The sequence below is a fragment of the Dapis hubbardiae BLCC-M172 genome (genome assembly GCF_050016015.1).
GTDB lineage: Bacteria > Cyanobacteriota > Cyanobacteriia > Cyanobacteriales > Microcoleaceae > Trichodesmium.
Genome location: NZ_JBNHEQ010000237.1, coordinates 1 through 17,144 on the forward strand (window position 1 = coordinate 1; position 17,144 = coordinate 17,144).

Here is a 17,144-nt window from a genome sequence, read left to right on the forward strand (position 1 = left end):
GATAATTGATAATTGATAATTGATAATTGATAATTACCTCTGGTTAAAACCGTAAGGGAATTGAATTAAGAAAATATTATTTCTTTTCTCTTAGTCGATTGGATATGGCTAGGTTTCCCGCTCTTGCAGAGGAGCTGCCTCTTGCAGAGGAACTGCCTCTTGCAGAGGAACTGCCTCTTGCAGAGGAACTGCCTCTTGCAGAGGAACTGCGCTAACGCTAACGCTTTTCATGTCGGCTCAAGCGCCGAAACACCATCCCATCCTAGGTCATGCTCCGTTAACGACCGTTTTTTCTCCTTAAAAGGAGAGGCTTTATACCTTTATTTTTCGGTAAGAAAATTTATATGGAAACTAAACTTTCTTCTGTAGTGGTAACCCAAGATAATATTAATTCTCCTAACTTATCTGAAAATCTAGAGGACTTTGTAGTTAAGTTCTGGGGAGTACGAGGTAGTGTTCCGACTCCAGGAAAAGATACTGTTAGATATGGTGGAAATACTTCCTGCATAGAAATGCAAATAGCTGGTAAGCGTTTGATATTTGATGGAGGTACTGGGATGCGAGAACTAGGAAAAGAATTAATGCAGGAAACCCCAGTAGAAGCTTATATATTTTTTACTCATTATCATTGGGACCATATTCAAGGTTTCCCATTGTTCGCTCCTGCTTTTACTCCAGGAAATTGTTTTCATATCTATGGGGCAATTCCTCCAGAAGGGGAGTCAATGAAACAGCATTTTATAGATAGGGTATTACATTATAACTCTCCTGTGCCACTCACAGGTATGCAGGCAGACTTGCGATTTTATGAACTCCAGCATGGGCAAAAAATGATGCTTCATGGTATAGAGATTGAGACTGGTTCCCTAAATCATCCTAATACGGCAATGGGATATAGGGTGACATGGAATGGAAGGAGTGTGGTTTATTGTTCTGATACGGAGCATTTTCCTGATGGTTTGGATGAAAGTGTAGTGAATTTGGCACGGGATGCTGATGTACTAATCTATGATGCTATGTACACTGATGATGAGTATCATAATCCCCAGTCGCCCAAGGTTGGTTGGGGACATTCGACTTGGCAGGAAGCAATTAAGGTTGCTGAAACTGCTGGGGTGAAGCGAGTGGTAATTTTTCACCATGAACCAACTCATAGTGATGATTTTCTGGATCGGATGGCGGAAAAGGTCAAAGTAGCTTTTCCTCTGGCAGTCATGGCCAGAGAAGGTTTAGTTCTGCCAGTAGGGATTTAAGATGGGAAATTAGTTTAGTACAGACTTAGTAATAACTGCTTACGATATTCCTTACTTATAGGATGGTCATCTCCCAAGATGTTAAATATTGCTAATATTGCTTTGCGTGCGCCGTCATCTTTATATTTACGATTCCCTTTAACTATATCTAAAAATAATTCCAGGGCTTGTTCATAGTGATCTGATAATGTAAGATTACAGGCTTTTGCATAAGTTTGATCTATTTCACTCTCACCAGGATTTTCTGATTCCTGTTTAAAGTGAATTAATGCTTTTACTGTCTGTACTTGGGGATAAAATTCCCGGTTATTCTCCCCAATAGTTTCAATCAGCTTTTCTGCATCTTTTAACTGATTTAATTTTACTAGAAACTTGGCAGCTTCTATGATGATAGTAACATTATTAGGATATTTGTGAAAGAGCCGATCTAAAATATTTTTTGCTTGTTCAAATTGACCAGATTTTGTTAGATTTTGTAGTTCTTCTATATCTATTTCTAGTTCTGAGTGAAGATTAAGTTCCCCTAGAAAATTTCTTAGTTTTGGTTCTGAGAGAACTCCCACAAAACCTGGTTTAACTTCTCCTTGAGTTACGACTCTTACATCTGGTACTCCTTCTATACCATAACTTTGAGCTAAGTCTGGACTCTGATCGACATCAACTTTGGCTAGGATAAAGTCATATTCTTGAACCAATTTTTCTAAGATTGGTTTTAGCATTTTACATGGACCGCACCAAGTAGCGTAGAAGTCTACTAAAACTGGTTTTTTGTGGGAATTTTTTAAGACTTCGGTAGCAAAGTTTGTATTGTCAACTTCTATAGAGATGCCCATTGAATTCTTAGAATTAGAATATGTTGTGTTATTAACTATTATGTCGGACTCCAGCAAATTTTTGGCAATATGAAGTTAAATTTTTCGATTTTTTTAAAGACCTCGCTCTTAAGGGCGGGGTTGTAAATTAAGAATGAACAAATTTAGCTATGAGTTTTAGTGCTGATAAAAAAAAGATTAATTTGTCTGATAATTGTACATAATAAATATATAATTATTTATTTTTAAGAAAAAAAATCATAACAGTAATGAAATGAGCAATTTGCTCGGAGAATTTTACAAAAAATATCATGTCCATTTGAATAATTATAAATAATACCAAATTCGGTTATCAAAAGTCGGTTTTCTAAATTCCTCTCTAAGTCATCTGCCATCTGTTATCTGTCATCTCCCTTCTGCTTTACCTTGATAAATATTGGTTCTTTCTAAACCGGATTTAGTATATAGCAGTTCTCATAATGGTGAGGTACAAAATTCTAGCTTTGAGGGAACAGCGAACAGGGAATAGGGAACAGGGAATAGGGAATAGGGAATAGGGAATAGGGAATAGGGAATAATGAAAAGATAAAAAGATAACTGTACTTCACGCTTCTTGGGAAACGCTATAATACTATTTCTTAATAATAAAGTAATGCTATATTTAATTGCCATCTCTCTATCTCCTCATCACAAGGTTGGGAGTGAGGAGTTAGGAGTAAGAATTCAGGACTCAAGAGTAGTCAGAAATGAGTCTGAAAGAGGGGGTATTTCCTGCCAATAAAACTTAGTATTAGATACACACCTACAGCGCTGTAAAATATAGCATTATTTTTGATCGATAGTATAAAACATCCTTCTGTTCTCTATTTCCTATTCCCTTTCAACTTAAATTTCTTATCCTAATCAAAAAATATACTGTTATCAATAGATATTGATAAATCTCACATAAAAAATGTCATCAAGAAATAATTTTAATTTGAATACCCCTGAAGAATATGCCAACCTTGCCAGCATATATGCTCAAGAGAAAAGATGGGATTTAGCAATTGAAAATTACCAGCAAGCTATTGTGCTAAAACCCAATTTTTCTTGGTATTACTATCACTTAGCGCAAGCTTTATATGAACAAGAAAATTGGGATAATGCTATCAATAATTACTACCGCGCTATTGAATTAAATCAGAATTTTTATTGGTCTTATTATAATTTAGGAAATGCTTTAAGCAAATTACAAAAGTGGGAAGAGGCGATTAATGGTTATAAAAATGCAATTAAAATAGATCCTAATTTTCCTTGGTCTTACTACAATTTAGGCAATGCCTTAATAGAATTACAAAAATGGGATGAAGCTATATATAACTATCTTTATGTAACAAAATTGCAGCCAGATATACCAGGAATTTATAGCAAATTAGGAGATGCTATAGAAGAAAAATATCAGTCAAATTTAGATGTAGAAATTAAGGACTACCGCCAAGTTATTCAACACCTGAATGAATATTATCTTGACAATAAATCACTGCAACTTTTACAAAAGAATCCTAATTTATCTGTACAAGTAGCAGATGGTTTAGCTCAAGCTAATAAAATTAACGGAGCAATTATTTTTTATAAAATAGCTCTAGAGTCTAATCATGATGACCTAGAGATTTCTGAAAAACTACAGCAAGTATTAGAGAAAAAAAATCAGTTAGAAAGAGAAACTTTAGAAATCAGAAAAGAAATAGAATTAAACCCAAATAGTAGGTCTTACTACAATTTAGGTATTGCCCTAACTAGACAACACAAATGGGAGGAAGCAGTTAGAGCTTACCGTCAAGGTATTGAGATTAAACCGGATGTTCATTGGTGGTTTTATTACAATATATGGGAAGCTTTTACGAAGGAATATAAACTAACAGAAATACTAACTTTTTTCCAGATATTTCAGAAAGCTCATCCCGACTCTTTTTCTTCTTACTTGAATATAGGAGAAGCTCTAACTCGTTTGGGTAAAATTGAGGAAGCTATACCTTATTATCAAACTGCTTGTTATCAGCAAACTAAGAAATTTTACCCTGACTTGGTGTCTCAACCCTCGAATTTAGAAGCAGCGCAAAGACCTAATTTTATAATTATTGGAGTGCAAAAAGGAGGTACTACTTCCCTTTATGGTTATCTGACTCAACACCCACAAATTATATCTCCTCTTAAAAAGGAAATGGATTTTTGGTCTTGGAAATTTAATCAGTCAATTAATTGGTATTTAGCTCATTTTCCAGTAATTCCAGAGGGAAAAAATTTATTGACTGGGGAAGCTAGTCCTAGTTATTTTAATCATCCTGATGCTGCTAGGAGAATTTATCAATTTTTTCCAAAAATTAAGCTGATTATACTTTTGAGAAATCCTGTAGATAGAGCCATATCCCAATATTATACCTGGAGAAGATTTACCTGGGAAAACCGATCTTTAGAAGAGGCAATTGAATCAGATTTAGATAAGCTAATCAAGGCTCCAGAAAATGTTAATTATTGGATGGGAGAACAGAATTATTTAGCAAAGGGAGTATATGTTGAATTTTTACAGGAATGGATGAGTTTATTCTCAAGGGAACAATTCCTAATTTTGAAAAGTGAAGACTTTTATACAAATCCAAACGCAGTTTTGCAGCAAGTTTTAAATTTTTTAGATTTGCCAGAATATGAACTATTAGAGTATAAGAATTATAATCCTGGAAATTATTCACAAATAGACCCATTAATGCGTAGGAGTTTAAGTAATTATTTCCGATTTCATAATTACAGACTAGAAGAATATTTAGGAATGAAATTTAATTGGGAGTAATCAGAATTCAGAATTGAGAATTGAGAATTTAAAATTTATACCATTTATCCATGAAGTTGCGCTTAATAACAGATAACAGCTATTGGTAAAATTCAGGTTTGGGTAAGAATTATTCAGGGCATTGTTACAGAGAAATGGTATTATAATTCAGAAGTTAGAAGTAATTTATAAGTGAGTTTTTCCGAGGTCAATGCTGTGCCAACAACATTTAGCAATTATTCTTACTTTCTCCTTTTTCCTTACTTTTAAAAAATAAATATAGCAGTATGAAATGATTTGTATAAAATGCAAAAGTAGATAAAAACATACTAAACTATTCCCCATTCCCTAAAAAGACTATATTTTTGTTACACAATTCAAATAGGATTGCTATATGTATTCAAATTTAACTCCAGAAATGTCAGCTTTTAGTTTATGTCAAGAAGCAGAGTCTTATTTAGAAGCAGAAAAATTAGAAGATGCTTTTTTTGCTTGTGAAAAAGCTCTAGAAATATTACCTTTCTATCCTTTAGCTTGCAAAAGTATGGGAAATATATTGCAGGCTATGGGAAAGTTAGATGAAGCAATAAATTGGTATGCACAAGCAATTATACAACAACCAAATTGGGCAGAGGTTTACACAAATATTGGGAGTTTATATGCTAAACAAAAAGAGTGGAAGCCAGCTATAGCTTGTTATGAAAAAGCTATTGAATTAAAACCTGATTTGGCTGGTGTTTATCGTAATTTATCTCGGGTTTGCCAACAGTTAGGAGATTTAAGTTTGGCAAAAAAATATTGGTTTCAAGCACAAAAAATAGAATCAGAAAAAACAGCTTTACAAAAGGTAAATCAAGGAAATATTCTGTTTGATGAAGGTAAAATGGAAGAGGCGATAGCTTATTATCGTGAGGCTATAGAATTAAATCCTAGTTTATCGGAAGCCTACTCTAAATTAGCAGAAGTTTTAGTTGGTCATGGGAAATTAAAGGAGGCTATCAATTGTTATCAAAGTTTAATTGAACTCTTACCTGAAAATTGGTTAATTTCCCATAAACTAGGAAAAATTTTCCGAGAAATAGGTAAATTAAATGATGCGGTAGAGGCATTTGAACGTGCTATAGAACTTAATCCAAAATTTCCTTGGTCTCAGAAACATTTAGCAGATATTTTGTATGAAAAAGGAAATTTAAATCTAGCACTTACTTATTATCGTAAACTAATTAAAAATCATCCTAATATTTGGGATGCTTACTGTAAAATCGGAGAAATATTTGTCAAGCAAGAGGAAATAAATAAAGCAGTTATTATCTACCGTAGAGGTATCAAAGTAAATCCTAATTTAGCAAGATTTCACTACAAATTGGGGGAAGCACTAAGTAAACAAAAAAAATGGCATCCAGCAATTAAAGCCTATCATCAAGCGATAGAGTTAAAAGCAGATAACTATTTATTTCATTTCAGATTAGGAAATGCTTTACAAAATATAGGAAAATTAGATGAGTCTGTTATTAGTTATCAAAAAGCTATAGAAATTAATTCTAAATCCTGTTGGTTATACGCATCATTAGGACAATTGTATATTCAACAAAAAAAATGGTCTGATGCTATCGAATGTTTCAGACAAGCAATACAAATTAAACCAGAATATGATAAAGCTTACCACAAAATAGCCTATATTTTTGAGCAGCTAGGTGACCACGAAGCAGCAGAAAAATGTAGAAATAAACAGGAGTTAGAATATGAAATAAGAAAATCAATTTACTGACTAATTTATTATCTATGCTTTACCAAGAACTAATATTAAAATTGATAGTGAGAGAGGGTTTTGAAGTCAGATGTAGAGAGAAATTAGAAAAAATTCTTGAATATTATTTATCTAACTACTAAAAAAATCAATGTAGCAGTATCTTAATAATAAATATAATAAATAATATTTGTTTAATCTTCTCTCACTTCTTGCTCCGCAAATGTTGAAAATTTTATTGGATAAGATATAAACTTTCTTATTGGAAAAAATCAAACATGACTAGAAAATTAGGTTTTATAGCAGTCGAAGCAAAGGTTAGGACATTTCTAAACCCTGAAACAGTTTGATAGTCTGCTGTTCCCTGTTCCCTGTTCCCTATTCCCGATTCAAGTAGCGCTATATACCAATTCCCATGCATTAACGCCATACTTGCGTAATACTTCAGTTATTAACTAATTAAAACAAACATCATCACTTTTGTGCTAATTTGAGTCAAGTTAATGTTAATTATTCTTATTTTTACTTCTCCCGTACAGACGTTGCATGCAATGTCTCTACACTACCCTACTCAACAAAATGTAGAAAAGTTTTTCATAAATGGTATTAACCCCCCCTTAGCTGCGGATCAATTATCGCTACTACAAGGGGATAAAAAAAGAAAATTCAGTATTTCAAGCCTTCCTATTTCAGGAGCTACTGATAACTGATAACTGATAACTGATAACTGAAATAATATGTCTAATAATCAAAAAATAGAAACAGTAGCTATTAATTTTAATCAACTAGCAGAAGCTAGTTTAGCCCAAGGAAAATTAGATGAAGCTTATGCAGCTTGTTTAAAAGCATTAAATAGCCAACCAGAATTTGCACCAGCTTGTAAAACTATAGGGGATATTTTGCAAGCCAAAGGTGATTTAGAAGCAGCAATAAATTACTACAATAAAGCTATAAAAATACTACCAGATTTTGCTGAGGCTCATGCTAACCTTGGTAGTATGTATGCTAAACAACAGAACTGGGAAAAAGCAATTTTTTATTATCAAAAAGCTCTCTATATTAAACCAGATTTAGCAGGAGTTTATCGGAATTTAGCCAAAGTCTGGCAGTGCATTGACAAAGAAGAATTAGCCACAGAATGTACTTATCAAGCACTGATTTTAGAACCAGAATCAGCTACAGCTCAAGAACACTTTAATTTAGGAAATAAATTATTAGAATTAGGTCAGATTGAAGCAGCAATTAACTGTTATCGTCATGCCATTAAGCTACAACCAAATTTATCAGATTCATATCAAAAGTTAGGAGAAGTGCTGACTCAAAAGGGTGAAATAGAGTCAGCGTTAGATGTTTTAAATCAGGGAATAAAACTAACTCCTAAAAATCCTAGATGTTACTACTTATTAGGAGAAGTTTGGCAAGAAAAAAAAGAATATGATTTAGCAATATCAGCTTATAGTCGTGCTATAGAATTGAAACCAGATAATCATTTATTTCACAAAAAATTAGGAGATGCTTGGCAAAAGAAAGGTGAGGTAGAGAAAGGGATAATATGTTACGAAAAAGCTATAGAAATCAACCCAAATTTCTTTTGGGGTTACTACAGCTTAGGTAATATATATATTAAAAAACAAGAATGGGATAAAGCAATTTATGCTTACCGCAAAGTAACTATTATTAATCCAAATTTTTCTAATGGATTTTACAACTTAGCTAATGCTTTATCGCAAAATAATCAGAAAGAAGAAGCTATTAATGCTTACTTAGAAGCAGTTAAACTGAAACCAAATCATCCTTGGATAAACAATAATTTATTATGGAAATACCTACTTAAAAATCTGCTTGAGGAGGTATTAAATATATATCAGGATGCTATTAAGAAGGAGCCAAATAGTTTTTTATGCCATCTTAATCTAGGAGAAATTTTTACAGAAATAGGAAATATTGAAGTAGCAATTACCTGCTATCAAACTGCTTGTTATAATAAAATTCGTCAATCTTATCCAACATTTGTTGAACAAAACTGGAATTCTCAAAATACTAGGAGACCTAACTTTATTATTATTGGTGCTCAAAAGAGTGGTACGACTTCTTTAGCAAATTACATTAGTCAACATCCCCAAGTTTTACCAGCTATTAAGAAAGAAACCCATTTTTGGTATAGAGATTTTAGTAAAGGAATTAATTGGTATCTTGCACATTTTCCTCCTATTCCCAAGTCACAAAATTTTATTACTGGTGAAGCTACTCCTAATTATCTGGAATATTATGATTCTGCAAAACGAATATATAATGTATTTCCTGATGTAAAATTATTGATAATTCTTAGAAATCCTATAGATAGAGCAGTTTCTCAATATTATCATTGGGTGAGAATAAAAAGAGAAGAACGCTCTTTTGAAAAAGCTATAGATTCAGAATTGGAAATGCTTTTAAAAGATCCAGATAAACCTCAAGGCAATCAGAATTATTGGCGGCAACAACCTGGAAATTATATAGGTAGAGGTGTTTATTTAGAATTTATCAAGAAATGGATGGAAATATTCCCTAGAGAACAATTTATAATTTTGAAAGGAGAAGACCTTTATGAAAAACCTACTACTACTATGAAGCAAGTTTTTGATTTCTTGGGTTTACCAGAACATCAACTGCAAAAATATAGAAAGTTTAATGCTGGTTCTTATCACCCAATTAATCAGTCTTATCGTCAAAGATTGAGTGAATATTTTCAACCCTATAATCATAGATTAGAGGAATATCTTGGTATTAAGTTTAATTGGTAATCTTAACTAGCTATCAGCTTTTAGCATTCAGCGGTCAACCTTGAGACGCTCTGGGTTAAAATCCCCTACTTCTATAAAGAATTGTTTAATCTTCTAAAACGTAAAAAAATAATTTGACTGATTGCTGAGTGCTGACCGCTTTTTTCAAATAAGTCAGAAGGTAATTAATAGGAGGTAAAATTTATTCTTTATTGAAGTCTATTCAACAGTCAGCTTTAGTAGAGAATTAAACAAAAAGTATCTTCCTTTTTCCTTCCAGTCAAGCAAATTAAATTAAGAGTCAGGAAAAATATGTCTGAGGTTTTCAATCAAGAAAATGCTGCATTTAATTTATCCAAAACAGCAGAAATATATTTATCTCAAGGAAAGTTAGATGCAGCTTATGCTACTTGTTTAAAAGCTCTAGAAATATTACCCAACTGTGGAGAAATTCATAATACTCTAGGTAATATTATGCAAAAAATGGGTAAGTTGGAATCAGCTAAGAACTGCTATCTAAAAGCTATTGAAGAAAATCATAATTTAGCAGAATCTTATGCAAATCTAGGTAGCATAAGTGCTAGACAAAAGCAATGGGAACAAGCCATCAAATATTATGAAAAAGCTATTAGCATTAAACCTAATTTTGCAGGTTTTTATCGAAACTTGGCTAAAATATGCCAGTGTTTAGGAAAAGAGCATTTAGTAACAGAATACAGATATCAAGCTCTTATTTTGGAGCCAACATTAGCTACAGCAAAAGAATCGTTAAATCTAGGAAATAAGTTATTAGAATTAGGCAAATTAGAAGAGGCGATCGCTTGTTACAACCAAGCAATAAAATTAGACAAAGAATTATCAGCAGCATACAACAAACTTGGAAATACTGTAATTCAAAAAGGGGAGTTAGATAGAGCAATAACAGTTTACAGACAAGGAATAAAAATCAGGCCAAACAATCCTAGATTACACTTCAACTTAGGGGAAGCACTGACACAAAAACAACAATATCAGCAAGCTACTATTTTTTATAATCGCGCTATAGAATTAAATCCTAATAACCATTTATTTTACATAAAACTTGGAGAAGCTTTACAAAAACAAGGTCTTTTAGAGGAGGCGATCGCTTGTTTAATTGGAGCTTTACAAATTAAAGCTGATCATAGGGATACCTACTTTAAAATAGCCGAACTTTTAGAACAACAAAAGTATCTAAGTGCTGCGGTTAAATGTAAAGTGCATAAACAATTATCAAAGGATATATTGGAGAAATTTTGTAAATTAACAGGAGATTGGGAAGTTACTTCTAATTCCATAAATACAATAAACCTAATTAAGATACACCCTCCTAATCAAATAGATTTATTACCATCTCAAAATATAGAGAAAAAACTTCATCCTAATTTTCAAATTAAGCTAGTAGAATTAGCAGAAGAATTCATCGCAATTGTACCAGAAGCAAGAGTTTGGGCAGATCAATTAAATAGTGTTGTTATTACTTCAGATAATAAAGTAGTGAAAGATATATCCTCTGGTAATGGTGGGTTGATTATATCTTCCTCTAAATTACCCCCCGTTCACAAGTTAAAAGGAACAGTAGCATTTTTATCAGTTAAATTTGGAGGTGGTGGTTATTATCATTGGATGTTTGATATGGTTGCTAGGATATCTTTATTATATCAAAGCAGTATAGATATATTGAGTATAGATAAGTTTATTGTTAATAAAATTCAGACAAGATTTCACCAAGAAACTATCAAAAAGTTAGGGATTCCCCAAAACAAAATTATAGAGAGTTGTAATTATCCTCATATCCAAACTGATAGATTAATAGTTCCATCAATTCCAGTTAATTCTGGATTTAGAACAACAAAATGGGCTTGTGAATCGTTGAAAAATATATTTTTATCTCAACAAATTAGCAGTTCATCATTATATCCTGAGAGGATATATATAAGTCGTAGTCGAGCATTAAAGCGACGAGTAGTTAATGAAGAAGGAGTTGTTAACCTCTTAGAAAAATTTGGTTTTCAAACCATTATATTAGAATCATTTTCAATAGAAGAACAAGCATTATATTTAGCCAATGCCGTAGTAGTAATAGCACCTCATGGTGCGGGATTAACTAACATTTTATTCTGTAATCCTGGAACTAAAATAATTGAATTTTTTGCTCCTGAATATATACTTGTGTGCTATTGGCTAATTAGTAATATTTGTGGTTTGGAACATTACCACTTAATAGGTGAGCAATTTGATGATAACTTCTCTGGTAAACCAGTTAACAAAGATATTCTTGTTAATTTACAAAAACTACTAAACTTAATGAAATTAACAAAAATAATCTGATTTACTTGGCTCAGATCTAGAAGGGAAGAAGAGGAATAAAAGTAATGATATAATTATCAGTAAGGTGAGTAGGAGTAACAGTAAAGTTCATGGAAAATCCAGAAACAGCAGCATTGAAATTAAACCAACAAGCAGAATATTATCTAACTAAAGGAGATTTTGATCAAGCTTATGCTACTTGTTTACAAGCTTTAGAATTAGTTCCAGATTTTGCACCAGTTAGCAATACTATCGGGAAAATAATGGAAAAAATAGATGCTTTAGATTCAGCTATTACTTGGTACAAAAAAGCAATAGAAAAACAACATGATTTTGCCGAAGCTCATGCTAATTTAGGGAGTGTTTATGTCAAACAACAGCAGTGGGATAAAGCTGTTACTTCCTACCAAACAGCCACCAAACTAGAACCAAATTTTGCCAGTGCTTACCGTGCTTTAGCAGAAATATACCATCAGATAAACAAACCAGAATTAGCAGCTTCCTGTAAATATAAAGCATTTACTTTAAAACCAGAATTAGCAACAGACCAAGAATATCTGAAATTGGCAAAAACTCTATTAACATACAACCAAAAAAAAGAAGCGATCGCCTGTTACGAACAATCACTTAAATTAAACCCAAACCTCTCCCAAGCACATCATAATTTAGGAGAAATTTATAGTCGAGAAGAAAAATGGCAAGCTGCTATATCAAGTTATCAAAAAGCCATTAAACTTAACCCCAAATTTTCCTGGTCTCATCACAGTTTAGGTAAAGCTTTTGCCAATACTCAGCAGTGGGAAAAAGCAATTTTATCTTATCAAGAATCACTTAAACTAAATCCTCAAACTGCTGTTACTTATCATTGTCTCGGAGATGCTTTAGTAAATCAAAAAAAATTAGATAAAGCAATTATCGCTTATCAAAAATCTATAGAATTACAACCAGAAACTTGGGTAGTTCATCATAAATTAGCTAATATTTTCCAACAAAAAGGAGAGTTAGATGCAGCCATCCTCGCCTACCATGAAGCTATTAAACTCAATCCTGATTTTCTCTGGTCTTACTACAGTTTAGGAGAAACATTCATTAAACTCCAAAGATGGAATGAAGCAGTAGTAGCTTATCTTTATGCCTTTAAAATTAATCAAAATTTACCAAGTATCCATGAACAACTGGGATATACTCTGGAAAAACAATCTCAATCAAATCTCAAAGAAACTATTAATTATTATTGTCAGATTATTCAAAATTATCAACAACAGAAACCTACCCCCGTCAAAGAATTATCAATTCAACTAGAAGCTCCAGAATTTTACTTAAAACTCGGAAATTTATTAGGGCAAAAAAATCTATTTAATCCAGCGATAATCATTTATAATATAGGTTTGCAGGTACAGCCAAACCATCCAGAAATTACCAGCAAACTTACCAAACTAGAAAACAAAAAAAATCAATTAGACCAGGAACTCACTGACTGCCAAAATACTATTAACAAAAACCCCAAAAAATTTATAGCTCACTACAAACTAGGGAATATATTACTCAAACTTCAGAGATTAAATCAAGCTGCCGAAGCTTATATAAAAGCAATTCAAATCAGACCTGAATATCCCTGGTTTTTCTTCTATTCTAATTTATTAAATTTTCTGATTAAACAAGGAAAACTACAGCAAATATTGGAATTTTTTCAAAAAGTCACTCAAGAAAACCCAGAAAATATTTGGTGTTACGTTAACCTCGGAGAAATTCTCACAGCAACAGGAAACTTAGATGCAGCAATCAAAAATTATCAAACTGCTTCCTACAACAAAACTCGCCAATCTCATCCTACTTTTGTTGAAAAAAATTGGGATTTAAAAAATACGAATGGTCCTAACTTTATTATTATTGGCGCTCAAAAAAGTGGTACAACTTCACTAGAAAATTATATTGCTCAACATCCCCAGGTAATACCAGCAATTAAAAAAGAAACTCACTTTTGGTATCGAGATTTTGACAAAGGAATTAATTGGTATCTCGCACACTTTCCTCCTATTCCTAAATCAGAAAAATTTATTACCGGAGAAGCAACTCCTAACTATCTAGAAAATTATCAGAGTGCCGAGCGAATATATAATGTCTTTCCAGGAGTAAAATTATTAGTAATATTGAGAAATCCTGTAGATCGAGCCTTCTCTCAATACAATCATTGGATTAGGTTAAATTGGGAATATCGCTCCTTTGAAACAGCCATAAATTCCGAGTTAGAAATACTCAGCAAAAATCCCGAAAAACCCCAAGGAGAAAAAAATTATTGGCAGCAACCAGGTAACTATATAGGACGTGGTATTTATGTAGAATTTATCAATAAATGGTTAGCAGTATTTCCCAGAGAACAAATACTGATTTTAAAGGGAGAATACCTTTATCAAAAACCTGTAAAGACCATGAAAAAAGTATGGAAATTTTTAGGATTACCAGAACATCAACTGCCTGAATATAGAAAATTAAATCCAGGATCTTATTCACCAATAAGTGATGAGATGCGCCAGAAATTGAGTGAATATTTTCAACCTCATAATCAAAGACTAGAAGAATATTTAGGAATGGAGTTTAACTGGAAATAATACTGAACTTGCTTCAGTTTTATGGAAAAGTTACAATAAAAGATAGATACAATTAAACAATCTCGTGAATTTTACTTAAAGGAGTAGTTAATGACAAGAAAAATTTTAAAAGGAAAAGAGGAAAAGATGTTGACTAAAGGTCTAAAAAAAGATATTAAATGGACTCCTAAAAAATTAACTCTTGCTGGAATAGGTTTATTAGTTCCCTATACAGCAGTATTCGTATATGTAATTTCTTCTGGAGTTCCTTTAGGTTTAATAATTGTAATGATAGCAGTTCCTTTAATATTTTTCGGAGGTTTTTCTCTGCTCTACTTTTTAACAAAAAACCTGTGATATCAAATCCGGTAGCATCGGTATAATTAGATGGTTAATCTAGGAGTCAGGTAGGGGTGATTTCCTAAGGTCATGCTCCGCAAACGCCTTTGCGACAGCATTCGGAACGAAATCACCCGTACAGGAGTCAGGAGAGAAGAGAATTTAGAAAGATTTACTAATAGCTGAAGATAAAAAATTTTTTTTATACCGAATTAAGTGAATTTGATATGAAACTGTGGCAAAAAATAGGTACTTTACTAATTGCTAATAGCTGATACTTAATTGTAAAAATCCAATCAATAAAAGTCTCTTAGCAATTACCACATTTCACGAAACTCCACTATTACGAATCACCCAACCCATTAACTGTTGCCATTCAGGAGTTTTCGCCAATTTATCAGCATCCAAATCATCCCCCATATTCTCAGAAAAGCCTGTAAAACTTTCAATCCAATTAATCACCGTTCCCACAGGCAAAAAAGGAGTATATTGCCAAGACCTTTGTAAATACTCCACCATCTCAGAATAAAAACCTGTATAGTACAAATACCACGAACTCCAGACCAAAGTATTGTAGCGCACCTGTTTTTCCAATAACCTAACCCCCAAAGGTAGAGACTCCGAGGCAAAAAACTTATCCAAAACCCGATTAATAGATCGCGCCTGAGACACTCCATCCCGCATAGTATTTCGGTCATGTTGACGATAACAAACAGTAGACTGTCTCAACCAGTCAGCCTCACAACCCTGCAAAGCCAAACGCAACACCAAGTCTACATCCTCCGCTTGACCTAATCCTGCTTCAAAACTCCCCACCTGTTTTAACCACTGTCGCCGAAACATCAAAGTACCCATTGTGCCAATAGGTTTCCACCGCAACCACCCCTCCAAATCCAACTTAGGCACATAATTCCAAGGTGTCTCATCCTTAATAGTTTCACCCTGCTGATTCACCCTGCGCCACCCACTGTGAACAATTCCTAAATTTGGTTGCGCGTCAAATACTCCCACTTGAGCAGTTAGTTTATCCGGTAGGAAAAAATCATCCGCATCCAAAAAAGCGATTAATTCTCCCCGCGCCAAATCAATGCCATGATTCCGGGCAGCCGAAACCCCTTGATTTTCTTGATATACATAACGAATCTTCTCAATATAAGGTTGTAGCGCCAAACGGGTATTGTCTGTGGAGCCATCATCAATCACAATAATTTCATAAGATTGATAGGTTTGGGCTAAAATGCTTTCTATGGCTTGACTAATATAGCGATCGCAATTGTATACGGGTATAATTACACTTACCCGTGGAGTTGTAGCAGTAGTTGACATCAAAATTATTCCTGATGAATATAAATATATTTATAGGTATTTTACTTATATTCTACTTCGCAACGTCTGATTCAGAATAAGAATCTATCAATATATACTGCTACGCAGAAGGCACTCATATAAAAGTCAATCGCAAAAAGTTTTCAGCTTTTACCAATTTCCTAACATATTTGCCTAGTGCTATACCTAGTTTTTTCCTACGATCGCCAAATTAATTGTAGTGAGTAGCAATAAGAAGGCTCATTTGCAGCAATCCGATTATACAGTTATTGTACTCGCTACCTCCACTCAATACCTTCTTAATATATAAATTTAAACTTGCCTAATGTTGAGGGGCAAAATAATCAAAATAATAAAAGAGTCCCTAATTGCTTTCCAGTATAACTGAGAGGTATTATCAGTATCACTGAGGGACTCAAAGTTTCTATAATACGTTGTCCTACCAGAGAGAAGAACACCATAAGCAATGTGATTATTATTATGAACCTAATGATAAAACTTGTCAATACTTTTTTGAGATTTTACGAAAAAAATTTGCATTAATAATGCTTATTATCAATATAAAAAAGTTTTTTCCTAAAATTTAGTAATTTCTTAAGGTTTGAATGGGCTTTGTTGCAAAAATTAATGATAAAACATCTCAAAATACCCTTGACAAAATCAGAAAATTATTGAATATTAGTTGCAATAAGTATGTAATATACTTTTGATTACAAGGCCAACAGCAATGACAACTGTCATTTCAGTTATCAGTTAGCCTCCTATCGGAGGAACTGCGTTAACAGTTAGCCTCCTCCGGAGGAACTGCGTTAACAGTTATCAGCTTTTTGACCTTGGGTTAAATCCCCGGTTTCTATAAACCTGTTGGCCCTTGTCGGGGTTAAAATCCCCGACAAGGACGTAAAAAAAGTCCTAATGCTGACCGCTGAGGTGCTGAGTGCTGACTGCTTTTTAATCTCTAATCTTTTGCTCCAAAATCGAAAACTATTGATTTGTGGACTTGCAATGGACTTTTAAACCTGAAGACAAAAAAATGACCACTAGAAATTAGTGGCCAAAGATATGTATTTTGATTAAAGGTATGATACCACAATTAACGACCAAAGAAAAATATTCCACTCATTTCCACAATACGGAATAGGACTGAGTATCAAATCGATGCTGAGATGAGCGATCACAATCTCCA

At 33.1% G+C, this 17,144-nt stretch carries 10 protein-coding genes; 7 read left to right on the forward strand and 3 right to left on the reverse strand.

The window, feature by feature from the left end:
• Nucleotides 1–108 precede the first annotated feature (108 nt).
• On the reverse strand, nt 109–231 hold the full coding sequence (locus ACP6PK_RS21825; protein WP_426562605.1) for a hypothetical protein: 123 nt from the start codon (nt 229–231) through the stop codon (nt 109–111).
• 113 nt (nt 232–344) lie between these two features.
• On the opposite strand from ACP6PK_RS21825, the gene ACP6PK_RS21830 reads away from it, so the two are divergent.
• Nucleotides 345–1,253: an MBL fold metallo-hydrolase gene (locus ACP6PK_RS21830; RefSeq protein ID WP_426562607.1), complete on the forward strand. Its 909-nt coding sequence runs from the start codon at nt 345–347 to the stop codon at nt 1,251–1,253.
• Between the two features lie 14 nt (nt 1,254–1,267).
• Here ACP6PK_RS21830 and ACP6PK_RS21835 read toward each other — a convergent pair whose 3' ends face one another.
• Nucleotides 1,268–2,086, reverse strand: coding sequence for a tetratricopeptide repeat protein (locus ACP6PK_RS21835; protein ID WP_094670900.1), 819 nt, complete (start codon nt 2,084–2,086; stop codon nt 1,268–1,270).
• 931 nt (nt 2,087–3,017) lie between these two features.
• Between ACP6PK_RS21835 and ACP6PK_RS21840 the strand changes: the two genes are divergently transcribed.
• The 6 genes from ACP6PK_RS21840 to ACP6PK_RS21865 all read left to right on the forward strand — a co-directional run bounded on the left by ACP6PK_RS21840 (nt 3,018) and on the right by ACP6PK_RS21865 (nt 14,650).
• Nucleotides 3,018–4,889 (forward strand): tetratricopeptide repeat-containing sulfotransferase family protein, encoded by a 1,872-nt coding sequence (locus ACP6PK_RS21840; RefSeq protein WP_426562610.1) that lies wholly within the window; start codon nt 3,018–3,020, stop codon nt 4,887–4,889.
• 373 nt (nt 4,890–5,262) lie between these two features.
• A complete protein-coding gene (locus ACP6PK_RS21845) occupies nt 5,263–6,636 on the forward strand; it encodes a tetratricopeptide repeat protein (RefSeq protein ID WP_426562612.1) in 1,374 nt (457 codons plus the stop codon).
• A gap of 716 nt (nt 6,637–7,352) precedes the next feature.
• Nucleotides 7,353–9,398, forward strand: coding sequence for a tetratricopeptide repeat protein (locus ACP6PK_RS21850; RefSeq protein ID WP_426562614.1), 2,046 nt, complete (start codon nt 7,353–7,355; stop codon nt 9,396–9,398).
• A gap of 291 nt (nt 9,399–9,689) precedes the next feature.
• Nucleotides 9,690–11,726, forward strand: a complete 2,037-nt coding sequence (locus tag ACP6PK_RS21855; protein ID WP_426562616.1) for a tetratricopeptide repeat protein — start codon at nt 9,690–9,692, stop codon at nt 11,724–11,726.
• An 89-nt stretch (nt 11,727–11,815) separates the two neighbouring features.
• Nucleotides 11,816–14,314 carry a tetratricopeptide repeat protein gene (locus ACP6PK_RS21860; RefSeq protein WP_426562618.1) on the forward strand — a complete coding sequence of 833 codons (2,499 nt, stop codon included), beginning with the start codon at nt 11,816–11,818 and terminating at the stop codon, nt 14,312–14,314.
• Between the two features lie 90 nt (nt 14,315–14,404).
• Nucleotides 14,405–14,650 carry a hypothetical protein gene (locus tag ACP6PK_RS21865; protein WP_094678553.1) on the forward strand — a complete coding sequence of 82 codons (246 nt, stop codon included), beginning with the start codon at nt 14,405–14,407 and terminating at the stop codon, nt 14,648–14,650.
• Nucleotides 14,651–14,959: 309 nt separating this feature from the next.
• Here ACP6PK_RS21865 and ACP6PK_RS21870 read toward each other — a convergent pair whose 3' ends face one another.
• Nucleotides 14,960–15,958, reverse strand: a complete 999-nt coding sequence (locus ACP6PK_RS21870) for a glycosyltransferase family 2 protein (protein ID WP_426562620.1) — start codon at nt 15,956–15,958, stop codon at nt 14,960–14,962.
• Between the last annotated feature and the right edge of the window lie 1,186 nt (nt 15,959–17,144).

Bases quoted from the DNA above. Each gene is read 5' to 3' on its own strand.
- ACP6PK_RS21850 (WP_426562614.1), top strand. From the start codon at position 7,353: ATGTCTAATAATCAAAAAATAGAAACAGTAGCTATTAATTTTAATCAA.
- ACP6PK_RS21860 (WP_426562618.1), top strand. From the start codon at position 11,816: ATGGAAAATCCAGAAACAGCAGCATTGAAATTAAACCAACAAGCAGAA.
- ACP6PK_RS21845 (WP_426562612.1), top strand. From the start codon at position 5,263: ATGTATTCAAATTTAACTCCAGAAATGTCAGCTTTTAGTTTATGTCAA.
- ACP6PK_RS21835 (WP_094670900.1), bottom strand. From the start codon at position 2,086: ATGGGCATCTCTATAGAAGTTGACAATACAAACTTTGCTACCGAAGTC.
- ACP6PK_RS21865 (WP_094678553.1), top strand. From the start codon at position 14,405: ATGACAAGAAAAATTTTAAAAGGAAAAGAGGAAAAGATGTTGACTAAA.
- ACP6PK_RS21855 (WP_426562616.1), top strand. From the start codon at position 9,690: ATGTCTGAGGTTTTCAATCAAGAAAATGCTGCATTTAATTTATCCAAA.
- ACP6PK_RS21830 (WP_426562607.1), top strand. From the start codon at position 345: ATGGAAACTAAACTTTCTTCTGTAGTGGTAACCCAAGATAATATTAAT.
- ACP6PK_RS21825 (WP_426562605.1), bottom strand. From the start codon at position 231: ATGAAAAGCGTTAGCGTTAGCGCAGTTCCTCTGCAAGAGGCAGTTCCT.
- ACP6PK_RS21840 (WP_426562610.1), top strand. From the start codon at position 3,018: ATGTCATCAAGAAATAATTTTAATTTGAATACCCCTGAAGAATATGCC.
- ACP6PK_RS21870 (WP_426562620.1), bottom strand. From the start codon at position 15,958: ATGTCAACTACTGCTACAACTCCACGGGTAAGTGTAATTATACCCGTA.